Source organism: Rosenbergiella collisarenosi, assembly GCF_018494085.1.
GTDB lineage: Bacteria > Pseudomonadota > Gammaproteobacteria > Enterobacterales > Enterobacteriaceae > Rosenbergiella > Rosenbergiella collisarenosi.
Genome location: NZ_JABBFP010000008.1, coordinates 84,135 through 102,948, shown reverse-complemented (window position 1 = coordinate 102,948; position 18,814 = coordinate 84,135). Strand labels below are relative to the sequence as shown.

17 protein-coding genes are annotated in these 18,814 nt (G+C 48.6%); 7 read left to right on the top strand and 10 right to left on the bottom strand.

Annotated elements, in window-relative coordinates:
• Window positions 1-31 precede the first annotated feature (31 nt).
• On the top strand, window positions 32-1,624 hold the full coding sequence (locus tag HGT70_RS12535; RefSeq protein ID WP_214196087.1) for an ABC-F family ATPase: 1,593 nt from the start codon (window positions 32-34) through the stop codon (window positions 1,622-1,624).
• Between the two features lie 28 nt (window positions 1,625-1,652).
• On the opposite strand, the gene moeB is transcribed toward HGT70_RS12535, so the two are convergent.
• Entirely contained in the window at window positions 1,653-2,402 is a 750-nt protein-coding gene (gene moeB, locus HGT70_RS12530) for a molybdopterin-synthase adenylyltransferase MoeB (RefSeq protein ID WP_071434775.1), read from the bottom strand.
• Entirely contained in the window at window positions 2,399-3,631 is a 1,233-nt protein-coding gene (gene moeA, locus HGT70_RS12525) for a molybdopterin molybdotransferase MoeA (protein WP_214196085.1), read from the bottom strand. The genes moeB and moeA overlap by 4 nt, the downstream gene beginning before the upstream one ends.
• A 266-nt stretch (window positions 3,632-3,897) precedes the next feature.
• Here moeA and HGT70_RS12520 point away from each other — a divergent pair, with 266 nt between their 5' ends.
• The gene (locus HGT70_RS12520; RefSeq protein ID WP_214196082.1) at window positions 3,898-5,094 is read left to right on the top strand and encodes a serine hydrolase; all 1,197 of its coding nucleotides are present in this window, start codon (window positions 3,898-3,900) and stop codon (window positions 5,092-5,094) included.
• Between the two features lie 69 nt (window positions 5,095-5,163).
• Here HGT70_RS12520 and ybjG read toward each other — a convergent pair whose 3' ends face one another.
• The 3 genes from ybjG to HGT70_RS12505 form a co-directional block, all read right to left on the bottom strand.
• Window positions 5,164-5,769, bottom strand: coding sequence for an undecaprenyl-diphosphate phosphatase (gene ybjG / locus HGT70_RS12515; RefSeq protein ID WP_214196080.1), 606 nt, complete (start codon window positions 5,767-5,769; stop codon window positions 5,164-5,166).
• Window positions 5,770-5,881: 112 nt separating this feature from the next.
• On the bottom strand, window positions 5,882-7,561 hold the full coding sequence (locus HGT70_RS12510) for an aspartate:alanine antiporter (protein ID WP_214196078.1): 1,680 nt from the start codon (window positions 7,559-7,561) through the stop codon (window positions 5,882-5,884).
• Between the two features lie 183 nt (window positions 7,562-7,744).
• A complete protein-coding gene (locus tag HGT70_RS12505) occupies window positions 7,745-8,008 on the bottom strand; it encodes a GrxA family glutaredoxin (RefSeq protein WP_071434784.1) in 264 nt (87 codons plus the stop codon).
• Between the two features lie 174 nt (window positions 8,009-8,182).
• Here HGT70_RS12505 and nfsA point away from each other — a divergent pair, with 174 nt between their 5' ends.
• The gene (gene nfsA / locus HGT70_RS12500) at window positions 8,183-8,905 is read left to right on the top strand and encodes an oxygen-insensitive NADPH nitroreductase (protein ID WP_214196076.1); all 723 of its coding nucleotides are present in this window, start codon (window positions 8,183-8,185) and stop codon (window positions 8,903-8,905) included.
• Between the two features lie 89 nt (window positions 8,906-8,994).
• Window positions 8,995-10,122, top strand: coding sequence for a 23S rRNA (uracil(747)-C(5))-methyltransferase RlmC (gene rlmC, locus HGT70_RS12495; RefSeq protein ID WP_071434788.1), 1,128 nt, complete (start codon window positions 8,995-8,997; stop codon window positions 10,120-10,122).
• Between the two features lie 23 nt (window positions 10,123-10,145).
• Here the strand turns inward: rlmC and artM are convergent, their stop codons facing one another.
• The 4 genes from artM to artP are packed head-to-tail and all read right to left on the bottom strand — an operon-like array spanning window position 10,146 to window position 13,010.
• Window positions 10,146-10,814: an arginine ABC transporter permease ArtM gene (gene artM, locus HGT70_RS12490; protein WP_071434790.1), complete on the bottom strand. Its 669-nt coding sequence runs from the start codon at window positions 10,812-10,814 to the stop codon at window positions 10,146-10,148.
• Complete coding sequence (gene artQ / locus HGT70_RS12485; RefSeq protein WP_214196074.1) at window positions 10,814-11,530, bottom strand: arginine ABC transporter permease ArtQ; 717 nt, start codon at window positions 11,528-11,530, stop codon at window positions 10,814-10,816. Before artQ ends, artM begins: the two co-directional genes overlap by 1 nt.
• A gap of 6 nt (window positions 11,531-11,536) precedes the next feature.
• The gene (gene artJ / locus HGT70_RS12480; RefSeq protein ID WP_071434794.1) at window positions 11,537-12,268 is read right to left on the bottom strand and encodes an arginine ABC transporter substrate-binding protein; all 732 of its coding nucleotides are present in this window, start codon (window positions 12,266-12,268) and stop codon (window positions 11,537-11,539) included.
• 13 nt (window positions 12,269-12,281) lie between these two features.
• Window positions 12,282-13,010 carry an arginine ABC transporter ATP-binding protein ArtP gene (gene artP / locus HGT70_RS12475; protein ID WP_214196073.1) on the bottom strand — a complete coding sequence of 243 codons (729 nt, stop codon included), beginning with the start codon at window positions 13,008-13,010 and terminating at the stop codon, window positions 12,282-12,284.
• 151 nt (window positions 13,011-13,161) lie between these two features.
• Here artP and HGT70_RS12470 point away from each other — a divergent pair, with 151 nt between their 5' ends.
• Complete coding sequence (locus HGT70_RS12470; protein WP_214196071.1) at window positions 13,162-13,992, top strand: N-acetylmuramoyl-L-alanine amidase; 831 nt, start codon at window positions 13,162-13,164, stop codon at window positions 13,990-13,992.
• 141 nt (window positions 13,993-14,133) lie between these two features.
• On the opposite strand, the gene poxB is transcribed toward HGT70_RS12470, so the two are convergent.
• On the bottom strand, window positions 14,134-15,855 hold the full coding sequence (gene poxB / locus HGT70_RS12465; protein ID WP_214196069.1) for a ubiquinone-dependent pyruvate dehydrogenase: 1,722 nt from the start codon (window positions 15,853-15,855) through the stop codon (window positions 14,134-14,136).
• A 247-nt stretch (window positions 15,856-16,102) separates the two neighbouring features.
• Between poxB and clpS the strand changes: the two genes are divergently transcribed.
• Together clpS and clpA are read left to right on the top strand one after the other, a co-directional pair.
• Entirely contained in the window at window positions 16,103-16,423 is a 321-nt protein-coding gene (gene clpS / locus HGT70_RS12460; RefSeq protein ID WP_071434802.1) for an ATP-dependent Clp protease adapter ClpS, read from the top strand.
• 53 nt (window positions 16,424-16,476) lie between these two features.
• Window positions 16,477-18,759 (top strand): ATP-dependent Clp protease ATP-binding subunit ClpA, encoded by a 2,283-nt coding sequence (clpA, locus tag HGT70_RS12455; protein WP_071434804.1) that lies wholly within the window; start codon window positions 16,477-16,479, stop codon window positions 18,757-18,759.
• Window positions 18,760-18,814 lie beyond the last annotated feature (55 nt).

The following is an 18,814-nucleotide window of genomic DNA, read 5'->3' as shown; positions in this document are numbered from 1 at the left end:
TACCTCATCTCATTAATAAAAAGGCTTAATCGTGTTAGTAACCAATAACGTAACGATGCAATTTGGTAGTAAACCACTCTTTGAAAATATTTCTGTAAAATTCGGCGGTGGTAATCGCTACGGGTTAATCGGCGCCAATGGTAGCGGTAAATCTACCTTCATGAAAATTTTGGGACGTGATTTACAACCGACCGCGGGCAACGTTGCGTTAGACACCGATGAGCGTATAGGTAAACTACGTCAGGACCAATTTGCGTTCGAGGCATTCAGCGTACTCGATACTGTTATTATGGGGCATGATGAACTGTGGAAGATCAAGCAAGAGCGCGATCGTATCTACGCATTGCCAGAAATGAGCGAAGAAGAAGGCTATAAGGTCGCTGATCTTGAAGTTTTATACGGAGAGATGGACGGTTATAGTGCTGAGGCTCGCGCAGGTGAGCTACTGCTAGGTGTTGGCATTGGCGTTGAGCTACATTATGGGCCGATGAGCGAAGTCGCGCCTGGTTGGAAGCTACGTGTACTCCTTGCCCAGGCTCTTTTCTCTAATCCAGATATTCTGTTGCTGGATGAACCGACGAACAACCTTGATATTGATACCATTCGTTGGCTCGAGCAAACACTTAACGACCGCGACAGTACAATGGTTATTATTTCGCACGACCGGCACTTCCTGAATATGGTCTGTACCCACATGGCCGACCTCGATTATGGGGAAATTCGCGTTTACCCAGGCAACTATGATGAGTATATGACGGCAGCAACCCAATCACGTGAGCGTCTACTCTCTGATAATGCCAAGAAGAAGGCGCAAATTGCCGAATTACAATCGTTCGTCAGTCGCTTTAGTGCTAATGCTTCTAAATCTCGTCAGGCTACGTCCCGAGCTAAACAGATTGATAAAATTAAATTGGACGAAGTTAAAGCATCGAGCCGTCAAAATCCTTTTATGCGTTTTGATCAAGATAAGAAACTGTTCCGTAATGCCCTAGAGGTCGAAGCGATAACTAAAGGCTTCGATAACGGTCCACTCTTCTCTAAATTGAGCCTATTACTTGAGGTTGGAGAGAAACTCGCCATTATCGGACCTAATGGTATTGGTAAGACGACGCTATTAAAAACTCTAGTCGGGGAAACCACGCCGGAAAGCGGTACCGTTAAATGGTCTGAAAACGCGGCGATTGGTTATTATGCTCAAGACCACGAATATGAATTTACTAATGACCTAACCGTTTTTGACTGGATGAGTCAATGGAAACAAGCTGGTGATGACGAGCAGGCGGTGCGTAGTATACTGGGTCGGTTGCTATTCAGCCAAGATGATATTAAGAAACCGGCTAAAGTCTTATCAGGTGGTGAGAAGGGAAGAATGCTATTCGGTAAATTAATGATGCAGAAACCGAATATCTTGATTATGGATGAACCTACTAACCACTTAGATATGGAATCTATCGAATCGCTGAATATGGCTCTAGAGATGTTTGAAGGCACATTAATTTTTGTCTCACACGACCGTGAGTTCGTTAGCTCTCTCGCTACACGTATCATTGAAATAAAACCAGGTAAAGTGAATGACTTTACCGGGAATTATGAAGATTACTTAAATTCGCAAGGGATTAACTAATCGAAACCGTGCCTAGCCCCGTTCGAGGCTAGGCACACAGTTTACAATACGGATTCCGTTTAAGTGTCAATGTTGTTACGCTGAAGTTCATCGCATCGTACAACAGATATTTTCCTCGTGTACGCGTACCATAGTCGCTTAAGTAACGGATAGCCTCCATGGCTTGTAGACTTCCGATAACGCCCGTTAAAGGCGACATCACGCCATTTTCGACGCAGCTCCCTTTCTCCTCACCAAATAAATAACTCAGGCATTCGTAACAAGGTTCCTCGTGCTGCCAACTAAAGCACATTACATAACCTTCCATACGGATCGCAGCCCCCGATATCAATGGAACCGAGGTTGCAAAGCAGCAACGATTAAGATGTTGCCGGCTCGATAACTGGTCGGTGCAATCAATGATAAGGTCGTGTTCTGCACAACGGTCTCGCCAAAAGGCAGACTCCTCGAGGGCATGGGAATGAGTGGTAATAGTGCAATCTGGGTTGCGTAGACTGAGCTGTTGCTTAGCGATATCGACTTTTGCCTGACCACAGTCAGTGTCGCTGTACAGTATCTGCCTAGGTAGATTAGAAAGACTGATGATATCTGGATCGACCAAGGTTAATGCGCCAACACCGCTTGCTGCCAAATACGTCGCGACCGCGCAGCCTAATCCGCCCATACCGACGATCATCACATTGGCATCGGCTAAACACTGCTGTTTATCGATATCGAAACCCTTTAGAACAATTTGTCTATCATAGCGAAGTAAGTCGTTATCGGATAAAGACATCATGCACCTTCTAGGAAATCAGGAAAGGGTTGAACGATGACTGATTCGCCGGGCAGGATAGTCCCTCGATCCCGTTCTATACAGATAAAACAGTTAGCATGACTAAATGTGCTGAATATATGGGAACCCTGTTTCGCATCCGCAGTAACCTGGCAGTGTCCTTGCTCAAAAGAATAGTTACCACGTTGAAATTCGCTACGTCCAGGCTGACGGCGGATCGCCGTCTGCAAGGTTGCCGTTATCGGCGAGAAAGGGGGGGCAGTAATACCTTGTAAGCGAAGAATCAGCGGATAAACGAGCTGACAAAAGGTCACGACGGCTGAAACAGGGTTACCCGGTAGCCCACAAAATAGGCTATCGTTTAACCGACCGAATGCAAAGGGTTTTCCTGGTTTCATAGCTAATTTCCAGAAAGTAATATCCCCACACTCAGCAAGGATATCGCGAGTATAATCAGCCGCGCCGACCGACACGCCACCAGTTGTGATCACTAAGTCGGCCACTTGATTTGCGCGCTCGAAAGCCGATCTCAACGAGTCCTTGTTATCCGGGATGATACCAAGATCGATGACCACACAGTGCAGCCGTTGTAACATCAGTGTAATGGCGAAGCGGTTGGTATCGTAAATTTGACCGGGCGCAAGAGGGGTGCCAGCGCTGACTAGCTCGTCGCCGGTAGATAAAACGGCGATGCGAAGTGGACGTTTCACGTTAAGCTGACTAATCCCTAAAGAGGCTAATAGCGGCAGGTCTTTGACGGTCATCCGCGTTCCCGCTTCGAATACCGTCTGACCACAGAGCACGTCTTCACCTATCCGTCGAATATTCTGACCGAGAGAAACCTTCGCCGTCAGTCTGATACCTTGCTCATTGACGACTGTCTGCTCCTGCATGATGACGGTATCGCACTCTGCAGGGACCGGGGCGCCAGTCATAATTTGAACTACCTGACCTTTTGGTACTGAACCCGTAAAAGACTTACCCGCTAAGGCTTGTCCAGCCACAGGTAAAATGAGGTCGGAATTTGCGTCGGCGAAACGTAAGGCATAGCCATCCATCGCGGAGTTATCAAAACCCGGTACATTAATCGGGGATAAAATCGGCTCAGCCGTTACTCGTCCAAGCGCATCATTGATACTGATGGTTTCTGAGCCTGCTAAGGCGGTTAGCCCACTCATTATTAACTCTTGAGCGGCCTCAACGGAAAGCAAGTCAGTGGTGAAAGGTTCCATCTCAACTCCATACAGTATGAGAAAAAAATAAAGAATAACATGTTACTCAGCCGTTTGTGGGCGGCGGTAATCAATGACCAAAGTAGATCCAGCCAATAGCTGTCGTGATATAGGCTGCAGTACACCACGGGGAATAAGAGAACATAGAGAAATAACCGCTCAAGAATGAAAAAAAAATTGTAAATATTTTAATGCGAGTATGGCTACCTCGCCTCTAGCAGGATATCCTCGTTTTCAACGAGTTAAATTAGGATTGAGTAAAAATAATGCGCCGACCACCGATGTCAACTTCCCTACGCCCAGCATTACTCGCGGTAATGCTTATTATTCCTAGCGTTACTTTTGCAGATTCTCAACCTAATGCACCTCAGGTTGATGCTAAAGCCTGGATCTTAATGGATTATGATAGTGGTAAAGTATTGACCGAGTCTCATGCCGACGATCGATTAGACCCTGCAAGCTTAACCAAAATGATGACCAGTTACGTTGTAGGACAAGCTTTAAAGAGCGGTAAAATTAAGTCATCCGATAACGTAACGATCGGTCAAGATGCTTGGGCAACCGGTAATCCGAAGCTCCGGGGCTCATCGGTGATGTTCCTAAAACCGGGGTCACAGGTCACCGTTGATGAGTTGAACCGGGGAATAGTGATTCAGTCCGGTAATGATGCGTGTATTGCATTAGCCGACTATGTCGCAGGGAGCCAAGATACGTTTATTGGCCTAATGAATAACTATGGTCAGAAGCTAGGTCTAACTAATACGCATTTCACCACTGTTCATGGGCTAGACGAACCGGGGCAATATAGTACGGCTCGCGACATGGCGTTGATTGGTCAGGCTTTAATTCGTGATGTTCCCGATGAATACAGCCTGAATAAAGTGAAAGAGTTTAGCTTTAATAATATCCGTCAGCCTAACCGTAATCGTCTGTTATGGAGTTCTTCGCTGAACGTTGATGGTATTAAAACCGGTTACACATCGGGAGCGGGAAATAATTTAGTCGCGTCTGCTACCGCCGGAAATATGCGCCTCATCTCTGTCGTGCTGGGTGCGAGTACTGATGGCGTACGTTTTCGTGAAAGTGAGAAATTATTGAACTGGGGCTTCCAAAATTTTGAAACCCTATCACCCATCAAAGCAGGTAAACCCTTTGTACAGACCAAAGTCTGGTTTGGGGACGTTAAGCAGGCTTCATTGGGTGTGATGAATAATGCCTCAGTGACGGTACCTAAAGGGCAAGTTAATGCTCTCAAGGCAGACTACACGTTAGTGCAAAACCAACTCTCAGCGCCGCTTACTAAAGGTCAAGTTGTTGGCCAGGTCAACTTCCAGATTAATGGTAAGGTTATCGATCAAAAGCCGCTGGTCGTATTGGAAGACGTAAAAGAGGGTGGAATGTTTAGCCGTCTAGTTGATTATATCTGGCTACATATTTCTACATTATTTGCTAAATGGTTCTAGTCAGTTAGTTCATTGCATAAAAAAAGCCCGTTCGTATCATGAACGGGCTTTTTTATTTGTCCGATATGCTTAGTGCTGTGTCCATCCCCAGCGAATCGGTAAAGCAAACAGCTGTCGATAGATTTTATGTGCCAATGACAATAAGGCGCTTCCATAAAACTTCCATCCCATCTCGGCAGTAAGACAACCGATCATCCCCACTAATAATCCGCCCAACATATCCATCGGCCAATGCACGCCTAAATAGATACGAGACCAGGCAATCGCGGCACCCACTACTAGCAGTGCGAGTCCCGACCATACTCGGTGCCAAAATAAGAACGCTAAGCTGAAGGTAAAAATGAAGGTACCGTGGTCACTCGGGTAAGAGGTGTCCGGTGCATGATTTAACCAGTGGTAACCTAAACCTATTGCGAAAGGACGTGGATGCGGGAAGAGTACGCCGATAATATATGAGAAGACGATCGCATAGAGAAGGGCTGTTGCGGTTTTAAGCACGAGCTCACGACGCGAATCGATCAGTTTTCTAGGCGACCATAACCATAAGGCGACGACGAGCAAAGGAATGATACCGATAACATCTTTGGCTAAAAAAATGGCGAAATTAATTAGCCAGTGTGGAGAGTCCGGCGTAGCATTTAGCCACAGGAAAAGCCGGGTATTGAGTTGCTCCATTAGGGAAGGTCTCCTTGTGGGTCGGTAGCATTAAATGTTAATCAGATATATTAATATAATTGATATAACACAGCTAGGGCGAAAAGTCTTAACTCCTCGCCCTTTACACTGTTTAACCCGGCCACAACATGACCACTAGGGTCCCTGCGAGTGTTAAAATCACGTTAGCGATAGCGTAAGTTCCGGCATAACCCAACGCAGGAATACTGCTGCGTGCAGTATCGCTGATGATTTCGAGTGCCGGAGCGCAGGTTCTCGCCCCCATTAATGCACCAAACAGCATCGCACGGTTCATGCGTAACACATAAGCACCGAAGCAATAACAGATCACCACGGGTAGGAGGCTCACCACCACCCCGCACAACAGCATCGACAGGCCATTCTCGCCCAAACCGTGGTGCAACCCACTGCCAGCACTCAATCCGACACCCGCCATAAACACCAGCAAGCCAAACTCTTTCACCATCGTCAGCGCCCCTTGCGGGATATAGCCAAAAGTGGGGTGGTTAGCCCGTAAGAAGCCGAGCATGATACCGGCGAAGAGTAAGCCCGCGGCATTGCCAATCCCAAAGCCAAAATTACTGAATTGGAAAGTCACCATCCCAATCATTAATCCAATGATAAAGAAGGAACAGAACGCGAGTAAATCGGTCATTTGGCTATGGATTGCAACAAATCCAATCCTATCCGCAATACTCTTAACCCGTCTGGTTTCGCCACTGATCTGTAAAATATCGCCCTTATTAAGCAAAATATCGTCGTCAATAGGCATTTCGATTTGGTTGCGGATAACGCGGTTAAGGAAGCAGCCATGATCAGTGAGACGTAATTTTCCTAAGCGTTTATTGACCGCATTATGGTTTTTCACCACGATTTCTTCTGTCACGATACGCATATCTAACAGTTCACGATCGAAGACTTCTTTACCATGACGAAAACTTGGATCGAGCCGAGCATGCGCATCCGGATAGCCGACCAGTGAAATATCATCGCCTTCTTGTAAGACCGCATCCCCATCCGGGCTAGCTAGAATACCATTACGACGGATACGCTCTATATAACACCCGGTATGGCGATAGATACCGAGTTCGCGAAGGTTTTTTCCGCCACTCCATTCGACCAGCTCTTTCCCAACGCGATAGGCGCGGATCACAGGTAAAAATACTTTGCGTTGACTGTCTGCATCAAGGCCGCGTTCACGCGCGATTTGTTGTGCGCTGGTGGGAAGATCTTGATGTTGTAAGCGAGGAAGGTAACGCGCAGCGAAAATTAAGCTCACTAATCCCACAAGGTAAGTTAATGCATAGCCGAGGCTGAGATTATCTTGAAGTAGCGCTAATTGTTGGGGATCGGAAATGACTTGTCGCAAGGTGTCTCCTGCTCCCACTAGCACTGGGGTGGAGGTTAACGACCCGGCTAAAATTCCGGCTGATAGGCCGATATCCCAGTGAAAAAGCTTACCTAACCCGAGTACGATGAGAAGCGCGCTTCCGACCATGACCAAGGCTAACATTAGGTAATTTTTACCGTCGCGGAAAAAGATCGAGAAAAAGTTGGGGCCAGCTTCAATCCCGACGCAGAAAATGAACAACATAAAGCCTAAGCTTAGTGCGTTGGTGTTGATAGAGTAATGTTGCTCACCGAGCAAAAGCGAGACGACGAGCACACCAATAGAGCTTCCAAGCTGGATGCTCCCAAGGCGAATTTTGCCCAAACAAATCCCAAGAGAAAGTACGACAAAAAGCAAGAGGACATCATTAGCGCTGAGCAGGCTTGCGACATTTATATTCACGGGTCAATTTTCGTTTAGTGAGCGAAGAGGCATTTCCGGCAGCGTCGTGGACAACGACACTGGCGGTTCTAAAAAAACCGCTACATTCTAATCGTTCACCTGCCCAACTGCTATGGCTGATTCACGAAAAAATTGAATTTACTCAGAGAGATGACGGGTACTGATTTTCAGTACCCGAACGGATTATTGATATAATCCGAGATGTTGTTTGGCGTAAGCCTCGAACTCAGTGAAGCCCCCGACATGCGATTCATCGATAAAAATCTGCGGCACGGTTTCCACTGTTTTACCCGCGCTCTTCGATAAGTCGTCTTTACTAATCCCTTCGGCATGAATATCGATATAACGATAGCTAAAATCATCGCGCTCGTCGCTCAGCTTATCCGCTAACTCCTTTGCACGAACACAATATGGGCAGGCGGGACGACCAAAAATAACTACGAACATAATAACTCCTTAAGAGAGAACGAGGGGTAATCATGCCTTGCCTGACCGCAGAAGGAAAGTTATCGATAGGGACAGTTATCGATTTCGCACGATCCGTGAGTCCTTAATGCGGTAACCCTCTTTATATGGCGCTACACTTTACCCTTATCGACTTATAACAGATTGGAACTCAGCATGACCTCTACGATTGACCTTTTACGTCAGCATCGCTCAATACGCCAATTTACCGATCAACCGATCAGCGACGAGCAGCGTGAACAAATTTTATTAGCCGCACAGTCGGCTTCTACCTCAAGCCTATTACAGTGTGCCTCCGTGGTAAGGATAACCGATAAAGAGAAGCGCCAGCACCTCGCCGAGCTTGCGGGCGGCCAGCCTTGGGTTGCCGAGGCGGCAGAGTTTTGGGTACTGTGCGCTGACTTTAACCGCCATCAACAAATTAGCGAGCAAGCGGAGTTAGGTTTTGCGGAACAGCTAATTTTAGGGTGTGTGGACACGGCGCTGCTGGCACAAAATGCCATGGTAGCGGCTGAATCACTCGGCCTTGGTGGAGTATTTATCGGGGGGTTACGTAATCAACCGCAGGCAGTGAGTGAACTACTTGGATTACCTAAATTTGTATTACCGCTGTTTGGTCTCTGTTTAGGTTGGCCTGCCGATAAACCTGAGCTCAAGCCACGCATGCCATTATCGATGCTCGTTCATGAGAATAAATATCAGCCGATCGTCCCCGAAACGCTTGCGGCCTATGATAGGCATTTGTTGAACTATTATGAGCAGCGGAGCAGTGGTAATCGCCACGAAACGTGGAGTCAGATGATTGAGAGGATGATCACCAAAGAGAGCCGTCCCCATATGCTCGACTTTTTACACCAGCAGGGCTGGATAACGCGTTAACCACGCTCGCGGCAGGACAGTGATAGGCTTTGCGCTTGCTTCAATGCTATACTGCCGCGCCTTTATCCTCTATCGTTCACAGGTAACTTATGTTTTGCCCTCGTTATGACGCGGGTCAGTGTCGCTCTTGCCAATGGCTTCCCAAGGATTACGCAACGCAACTCGCTGACAAGCAATCAAAAGTCGAACAACTTCTGAGCAATATTCCCGTAACCGAGTGGCGTCCTGCCGTGTCTTCTTCGCAAGTACGGTTTCGCAATAAAGCTAAAATGGTGGTCAGCGGCTCTGTCGAGCGCCCCTTATTAGGTATTGTCGATCCGCAAGGCGAGGGCGTGGATTTAATTGATTGCCCCCTTTATCCCGAGTCATTTGCCCCCGTTTTCCGCCAGCTGCTTCCCTTTATTGCGAAGGCCGGTTTGACTCCCTATCATATTGGGCGTCGCAAGGGCGAACTTAAGTACCTGTTACTCACCGAAAGTACGCAGGGTGGCATGATGCTGCGCTTCGTCTTACGATCAGAGAAAAAACTGACGCAATTAAAAAATGCACTGCCGGAACTGCGACAGCAGTTACCGCAATTGACCGTTATCTCTGTGAATATTCAGCCGGTTCATATGGCGATTATGGAAGGCGAAAAAGAGATCATAGTCAGTGAAGATACGGCCTTGGCGGAGAAGTTCAACGATATTCCGTTATGGATCCGACCGCAGAGCTTTTTCCAGACAAACCCCGAGGTCGCCGCCAAGCTTTACCTCACCGCGCGCGAATGGACACAACCGCTGAAAGTAGAGCGGTTATGGGATCTGTTTTGTGGGGTAGGCGGCTTTGGACTCCATTGCGCCAGAGCCGAAACGCAACTTACGGGAATTGAAATCTCCCCAGAAGCGATAGCTTGTGCGAAGGACTCTGCCGAGAAGCTTGGGCTGAAAAATACGCAATTTCAGGCACTGGATGCGACGCGCTATGCGCTGGATAAAACAACGCCTCCAGATCTCCTGTTAGTGAATCCGCCTCGGCGTGGTATCGGCCAGGCCTTATGTGACTTTATTGTCAGCGTACGCCCAGCGGCGATTCTCTATTCAAGCTGCAACCCCGAAACCCTAGCAAAAGATATTGCCTCGCTCACCGGCTACCGACTTGAGCGCGTACAACTCTTCGACCTATTTCCTCATACCGCGCACAGCGAAGTGCTTTCATTGTTGATGAGAGAAGCGTAAGTTGCCGAGAGGCAACTTACTGATTAGGCACGACGCTCAAAGCGTAATGCGTACGCCTCTATGCCCCGCATCAATAGCGTTAACAGGCCGTTGATGCACAGATAGATAATCCCCGCCGCGACGAAGACATTCACATCGTAGGTACCGCCGTAGAGTTGCTGGCTTAGCCCCATCACATCCATCAGGGTAATGGTATAGGCCAAAGAGGTACTCTTAAATACCAAGACGATCTCGTTCGAGTAAGAGGAGAGGGCGCGCTTAAAGGCATAAGGTAGCAATACGCGTAATGTCTCCCCTCGCGTCATTCCTAATGCATAACATGATTGCCACTGCCCGGCAGGGATCGCTTTCACCGCGCCATACAGGAGTTGAGTCGTATAGGCCGCGCTATTTAATGACAACGCCACTATGGCACAAAACGCGGGTTGCGAGAGTATCGACCAAAGCGTAGGGTACTGCTGCAATATTGGAAACTGACCTGGGCCATAGTAGATCAGAAAGATCTGCACGAGCAGCGGTGTACCGGTAAACAGCGTCAGGTAACAATGGATAACACCGTTAATCCATCGATGACGTAGCGCCAGCAGGATAGTCAGCGCTACTGCAATAGCTAATGCGATGAGCGCGGAGCTAATCGTTAAGCCTAGGCTGACGGGTAAGCCGGCACTTAACTTAAGTAAATAGTCACTCATCAGTGCTGCTCCAACTCAAAACGGGTAACACGGCGCTCAGCGAAACGCAGGACGGCTTGGCTCAAAAGAGTGATCAGCAAATAGAGTGCGGCGGCGACGAGATACCATGTAAAAGGCTGCTCGGTACGCGTGGCAATCCCTTTCGTTTGCAGCATCAGGTCATTCACACTAATCAGGGAGACGAGGGCGGTATCTTTCAGTAACACCAGCCACTGGTTACCGAGGCCGGGTAGGGCATGGCGCCACATCTGCGGTAAGACGATGGTAAAAAACACCGTCCGTTTACTCATCCCTAAGGCAAACGCAGATTCGCGCTGGCCCTGAGGCACCGCGCGCAATGCACCGCGTAGCGTTTGCGACGCATACGCTGAATATAACAATGCTAACGCGATGACCCCACATAAGAATGGACTGACATCGAAATTATCAATAGCGACTTGCAGATGAAGGGTGGTAAAACCTAGTGGCAGGTTAATCCCCTCTGACAGAGTGAGCAACAGTTGTGATGAGCCGTAATAAACGCCCAATACGACTAATATTTCTGGCAGGCCGCGGATCAGCATGACGACGAGGCTACCTAGCCACGCGATCGGCTTGACGCTAACCGATTCCCAACTGGCGAAAATCATCGCCAGCGTCAAACCGACAATAAGGGCACACAGCGCAAGGCCGACGGTCAAGCCGCCGGCACTGAGTAGATAAGGTAATTCACTCATCTGCGATTATTTCTGGAACCACTTGGCATAGATTTTCTGATAGTCGCCATCAGCCTTCACCTTCGCTAAGCCTTGATCGAACTGCTGCTGCAAGGCACTGTTGCCCTGACGCACCGCAATCGCAACCCCAGTACTGAAGTAATCTTTATCCGTGACTTTATCGCCAACCGGAGCGAGTGAGGGATTATTCTTTAAAGATTCATTAATCACGGCGGTATCACCAAACACGGCATCGACCCGGCCATTTTTAAGGTCGAGGATTGCGTTTTGGTAGCTATCGTAAGGCACTGCGGTAATTTCACTGTGCTTATCGGCAAGATATTTCTGATGGGTAGTCCCATTCTGTACGCCGACTTTCTTACCTTTCAACGCCGCTAAACTTGCCACTTTACCTTTCTCAGCAACAAACAATGCAGAGTTCAAGTAATAAGGGGTACTAAATAAAACCTGCTTTTGACGTTCAGGGGTAATGTCCATGCCTGCCATCGCCGCATCGATACGACGGAACTTCAGGCTAGGAATTAGGCTGTCAAAAGATTGATTGGTAAAGCTACAACTGGCATTAATTTGTTTACAGACAGCCATCGCTAAGTCGACATCAAAACCTTGAATTTTGTTGTCACTCCCTACGAATTCAAAAGGAGGGTAGGACGCTTCAGTCCCGAAACGGATCGTCTGAGCGGCGAGCGCCGACGCTGACAGGCTAGTGAGTAACGCTGCGATAAGAATCTTTTTCATGATAACCCTGTCCTTAATGTGAGAGATAATTGGCAAATTCTTGCGTTTGCGGATGAGTAAATCGTTCGGCACTGCCTTGTTCGACAATACGACCATTTTCCATATAAACAACGTGTGACGCCGTCTTTTTCGCGACTTCGACTTCATGTGTCACGATGACTTGTGTAATCTGCGTCTCTGATAATTCATTAATAATTGCCACCACTTGTCCGGTGATCTCAGGATCTAAGGCGGCGGTAGGTTCATCAAAAAGTAGCACCTGTGGTTCCATCATCAATGCACGGGCAATCGCCACACGTTGCTGTTGGCCTCCCGATAGATGAAGAGGATAACGATGCGCGTAGTCGGTTAGACGAAGGCGCTCTAAATATTTCTTGGCGCGCGCTTGCGCTTCACTCCGGCTTAGGCCGAGCACCTTGCAGGGTGCCTGAATAAGATTTTGTTCGACGCTTAAGTGTGGCCACAGGTTATACTGTTGAAAAACCATCCCGACGTTTTGGCGTAAATGACGAATGACACTCGTAGACGGGCGCTGAGTAAAGTCGAAACGTTGATCTGCGATGGCGAGCTGGCCAGAACGTGGAACTTCTAATAAGTTTAATACACGCAGTAAAGAGCTTTTTCCAGCGCCACTCGGGCCGAGCAGGACTAACGTCTCGCCTTCGGCACAATCTAAGGTGATATCGTACAGCGCTTGTTGACTGCCGTAGAAACAATTTACGCCTTTTAAATGAATGCTCATGCGCTAAATCTGACTTATATAAGAGTGTATTTGGCCCAGATAGTAATTCACTATGCATAAATATGCAAATGGGGTGCTGGCTTTTTCTCTCGGTTTGCTTGGTCAATAGTTAATGGACGGGGGGAGTAAAAACCAACCCCTAAGAGGTGAAATGAAAAAGGAATGTCTACTGTTCATGGCGTTAGTGTCGGGGTGTAGCTCCCAGGTTCAGCGGCCTGCTACGCCACAGCTGGCATTGAATACGCAGCACGTCGCCCTCGGGCATCAACCCCGTATTAATTCGATTGTGATCCACTATACGGTGGCTGATGAACGGCGTTCTTTAGAATTGCTTACTGGACAAAAAGTGAGTAGCCATTACCTGATCGCACAGTACCCAGCATGGCATCGAACGTTACCGGAAGTGTATCAGTTGGTACCCGAGGATCAGGCAGCATGGCACGCGGGGATCAGTGCTTGGCGAGGCACCTATAACTTGAATAAAACCTCTATTGGCATAGAGCTGGTTAATCGTGGCTATACATCCTCCGCGACGCAAGAGACTTGCCAAGTCTATCCACCCTCGCAAATTCAGGCCTTGATTCAACTCGTCAGTGGCATCGCGCGTCGTTATTCCATTGAACCGGAAAATATCATTGGCCATAGCGATATCGCACCATTACGTAAACAGGATCCTGGTCCTTGCTTTCCCTGGCAGCAACTTGCCTCGCGCGGCTTGGGCGCATGGCCAAATCCCGCTGTTGTTAAGACACTATTGGCGGGACGAGCCACGGCGACACCGGTCTCCAACGAAGTTGTTATACCGTTACTGCGGCGCTATGGCTACGTTATCGATGAGTGGGATAACCCCGAGCAACAGCAGCAGGTAATCAAGGCTTTTCAAATGCACTTCCAACCGGAGAATATTAGCGGCAAGGCAGATCAATTAACCCTCGCGCGCCTACAAGCGCTGTTGCTGCAATATCCAGAGGCGAAGGAGTGATTGCTCGACACTAGATAGTGAAGACTTTCGCTCCATAGAAGTATCGCGTTGCAGCCTAGGGTTTATTGTGGGGGAAGTGATAGGGACGACTAGGGTAAGTAGGCCTGGTACTCAGGCCTACTCTACCAAGCAATCCTAGGGTTAACGGAATAGATTCGTTTTAGCGAGATCGATGATTTCGCTTCCTTGACCGTTAATGATGGCTTTTAGCATATACAGACTAAAACCCTTAGCCTGCTCGAGTTTGATCTGGGGTGGCATCGCCAATTCATCTTTCGCCGTGGTGACGTCAATGAGCGCCGGGCCAGGATGAGCGAAAGCTTGTTGCAGCACATCCGTTAACTCAGACGATTTTTGTACACTAAACGCTTCAATGTTACAGGCTCGGGCGATGGCGGCAAAATCGGGGTTATCGAGTTCGGTGCCATTCGTCAAGTAACCGCCTGCTTTCATCTCCATCGCGACAAAACCCAGTACGCTGTTATTGAAAATCACCAGTTTTACAGGTAGCTGATGCTGGGCAATACTCAACAAATCCCCCATTAGCATTGCGAAGCCGCCATCGCCGCAGAGGGCAACGACCTGACGCGTGGTCTCGACAGATTGCGCACCCATTGCTTGCGGCATCGCGTTAGCCATTGATCCATGGTTAAACGAACCGAGTAAACGACGCTGGCCATTCATAGTTAAGTAGCGTGCCGCCCAGACGGTCGGCGTCCCGACATCACAGGTAAACACCGCATCTTCAGACGCTAACTGATCTATCTGCTGTGCGAGGTATTGAGGGTGAATCGGGCGGTCATCGTTTGCTACCGCTAAGTCGTCGAGTTGTTGACGGCTCTTATGGTAGTGCTCGACAGATTTTTCGAGGTGCGTCGAGGAATGGTCGGCATCAAGCAGGGGTAACAAGGCTTCAACGGTCGCTTTCACATCGCCGATGAGCGGGTGGTCTACATGGCAATGCGAACCGATGCTTGCAGGGTTTATATCGATTTGAATAATGGTCGCCGATTCTGGGTAAAAAGCGCGGTAGGGGAATTGGGTACCGAGAAGGACTAGGGTATCGGCATTAAGCATCGCATGGTAACCCGAGGAAAAACCGATCAGCCCCGTCATCCCGACGTCGTAGGGGTTATCATACTCTAGATGCTCTTTACCCCGGAGGGCATGGACGATGGGTGCTTGTAACGTTTTGGCAAGGGCGACAACCTCTTGATGCGCACCCGCACAGCCACTGCCACACATTAGCGTGATATTCTTAGCACCGTTTAGCAGGCTGGCGAGGCGTTCAAGCTCTCCATGAGTAGGCTTCACGATAGGGAGAGCAGGGGGATACCAAGCGATATTTTTAGGAATACTGATGCTTTGTAGCGCAACATCGCCTGGAAGTATGATAACGGCGACGCCTCGCTTCACGATAGCGGTACGTAGCGCTATCGCGAGTACCTGTGGAAATTGCTCCGGGTTACTAACCAGTTCACAATAGTGGCTACACTCTTTAAATAGATCTTGCGGGTGCGTCTCTTGGAAATAGTTACTGCCGATCTCACTGGAAGGAATATGCGCGGCGATGGCCAATACCGGTTGGTGATTACGATGACAGTCAAAAAGTCCGTTAATGAGGTGGAGGTTACCCGGTCCACAAGACCCCGCGCAAACGGCTAATTCACCTGTCACTTGTGCTTCCGCGCCCGCCGCAAAGGCGGCAGCCTCTTCATGGCGCGTCGACATCCACGAAATAGCCGATTGTTTATTTAGGCTATCGCTAATACCGTTGAGGGAATCACCGGTCACTCCCCAGATCCGCTTAACGCCAACTTCAGTCAGGGTTTCCACTAATAGTGCTGCAACTGTCTTTTCCATTAACCACTCCATTCGGATTTCGATTTATCCCTCAATTGTAGTCGAACATTTGTCCCTGTTTTATGACCGGGTATAAACCCTGAATGCGGTGTCGTGAAGAAAAGTGGGGGGAATGCTTGATATAAGGTTTTTTTTAGTTGTATTGTGCCAAAGCAGCTAGACTGAAATAAGTACGGTTCTGCCAAAAACCATCGTTCGTGATAAACTAGCAGAAACATACGCTTTCTTTCAGTATTGCTGGGTAATTATGGCTAACACGCATCATGGCATCGACTTCGAACAACTCTTGGACTCACACCTTGACGAAGCGTTACAACCGCCATCTATGTATAAAGTTGTTTTATTGAATGACGATTACACGCCGATGGAATTTGTCATTGAAGTTTTACAAAAATTTTTTGCTCTGGATATAGAGCGTGCAACGCAACTGATGCTCTCGGTACATTACGAAGGAAGGGCGATTTGTGGGGAGTTCACTGCAGAGGTCGCTGAAACCAAAGTAATGCAAGTAAATCGTTATGCGAAGGAAAATGAGCATCCGTTGCTATGTATGCTAGAAAAAAGCTAAACAGCCCATATATCTAGGCTGAGACCTAAGCGTTAATCGATCGGAGGTGCCTAATGCTCAATCAGGAACTGGAACTCAGTTTAAATATGGCTTTCGCCAGAGCGCGTGAGCACCATCACGAATTTATGACGGTTGAACATCTGCTTCTTGCGCTGATCAGCAATCCTGCTGCTCGTGAAGCCCTAGAAGCCTGTACCGTCGACCTCGCGGCGCTTCGTCTCGAGTTAGAATCGTTCATCCAAAAAACGACGCCTGTACTCCCCGAGGCAGATGACGAACGCGAAACCCAACCCACACTCAGTTTCCAACGCGTCTTACAACGAGCGGTCTTTCATGTCCAGTCGTCAGGGCGCAGTGAGGTGACCGGTGCGAACGTCCTCGTGGCTATCTTTAGCGAGCAAGAGTCGCAAGCTGCTTACTTGCTAAGGAAATATGAGGTAAGTCGGCTTGATATCGTTAATTACCTCTCGCACGGCACGCGTAAAGACGAGAGCGCTGAAGACAAATCATCGGACAGCGCCTCTTCCGAAGAAGCCAGTAACGTGCCGAGTGAAGAGCGGATCGATAGCTTCACGACTAACCTTAACCAACTCGCCAGAGTAGGGGGCATTGATCCGTTAATTGGGCGGGAGCATGAACTGGAACGGACAGTACAAGTCTTCTGTCGCCGCCGCAAAAACAACCCATTACTGGTCGGCGAATCAGGGGTGGGAAAAACGGCGATTGCAGAAGGCTTGGCTTGGCGTATCGAGCAAGGCAACGTCCCTGATGTGATGAAAGACTGCGTAATTTATTCGCTCGATATCGGATCTCTCCTAGCGGGAACCAAGTATCGGGGGGATTTCGAAAAGCGGTTCAAGGCACTGCTTAAGCAGCTTGAACAAGACAAAAACAGTATTCTCTTTATCGATGAGATCCACACCATTATTGGTGCGGGGGCTGCATCCGGTGGGCAAGTCGACGCCGCTAACCTTATTAAGCCGCTACTTTCCAGCGGTAAGATCCGCGTTATGGGCTCTACGACTTACCAAGAGTACAGCTCTATCTTTGAAAAGGACCGCGCGCTTGCGCGTCGTTTCCAGAAGATCGATATTGTCGAACCTACTATGGACGAGACGGTGAAAATTATCACTGGCTTGAAGCCTAAGTATGAGAAACACCACGATGTACGCTATACCGCTAAGGCCATTCGTGCAGCGGTCGAGTTGGCGGTGAAATATATCAATGATCGTCATCTACCGGATAAAGCGATCGACGTTATCGACGAAGCGGGTGCGCGTGCGCGTTTACTACCAAATAGTAAGCGTAAGAAGACGATCAATATTCAAGATATTGAAACCGTTGTCGCACGCATCGCACGTATTCCGGAAAAGAGCGTGTCAGCAACCGACCGCGATACGTTGCGCAGTTTAGATGACCGCCTGAAAATGCTGGTCTTTGGCCAAGATAAGGCGATTAATGCGTTATCAGAAGCCATTAAAATGAGTCGCGCGGGCTTAAGCAACGAGCATAAACCTGTCGGGTCATTTTTATTCGCAGGACCGACAGGCGTCGGTAAAACCGAAGTCACAGCCCAATTGGCCAAGGCTCTTGGTATTGAGCTTTTACGCTTCGATATGTCCGAGTATATGGAGCGCCACACCGTCAGCCGCTTAATCGGTGCGCCTCCAGGCTATGTAGGGTACGAGCAAGGCGGCCTGCTTACCGATGCCGTTATTAAGCATCCCCATGCCGTTGTCCTGCTGGACGAGATCGAAAAAGCGCATCCGGATGTCTTTAACCTGCTGTTACAGGTAATGGATAACGGGACGTTGACGGATAACAATGGTCGTAAAGCCGATTTCCGTAATGTTATTTTAGTGATGACGACTAACGCGGGCGTTCGCGAGACGGAACGCAAAACCATCGGTCTTATTCAACAAGATAACAGCACCGATGCGCTGGAAGAGATCAAGAAAATCTTTACCCCCGAGTTTCGTAACCGCTTGGATAATACAATCTGGTTTGAGCACCTTTCGACTGAGGTTATTCATCAAGTCGTCGATAAATTCATCGTTGAATTACAGGCGCAGCTTGATCCGAAAGGCGTTTCGTTAGAAGTGAGTGATGCCGCTCGGGAATGGTTAGCGCTGAAAGGCTATGATAAAGCGATGGGCGCTCGGCCAATGGCGAGAGCCGTGCAGGATCACCTTAAGAAGCCGCTGGCGAATGAACTGCTGTTTGGCTCACTCGTCGAAGGCGGTTCGGTTTCAGTGGGGGTCGATCGTAAGAAAGATCAGCTGACTTACCATTTTGAAAGTGCCGCGAAGCAGAAAGCCGAAGGCACGGTACACTAGCCAATAAAAAAGGCCGGAGTATGAAGTGACCCCCGATAGTTGGATAACCTATTAT